The organism is Psychrobacter sp. TB20-MNA-CIBAN-0197, assembly GCF_040309765.1.
GTDB classification, from domain to species: Bacteria; Pseudomonadota; Gammaproteobacteria; order Pseudomonadales; family Moraxellaceae; genus Psychrobacter; species Psychrobacter submarinus.
Genome location: NZ_JBEOPC010001000.1, coordinates 1 through 254 on the forward strand (window position 1 = coordinate 1; position 254 = coordinate 254).

Genomic DNA, 254 nt, shown 5'->3' on the forward strand with positions numbered 1-254 from the left:
GCCTTAACCGCCCATTTACCCGGGCTAGATTATCGCGACGGTGCACTGTATATGGAACAGGTCAGTATTGATGAAGTGGTTAAACACTATGGTACGCCTTGTTATGTGTACTCAAAGCAAGCCATTTTGGATGTCTATCAAGCTTATACCGATAGCTTTGCCAGCTTAACTCACCAGATTTGCTATGCGGTAAAAGCAAACTCAAACCTTGCGGTACTTGGCGTATTGGCGCAAGCAGGCGCAGGGTTTGATAT

1 pseudogene is annotated in these 254 nt (G+C 46.1%); it reads left to right on the forward strand.

Annotated elements, in window-relative coordinates:
* Window positions 1-254, forward strand: a pseudogene (locus AAEY83_RS16895) (diaminopimelate decarboxylase); the annotation flags it as partial.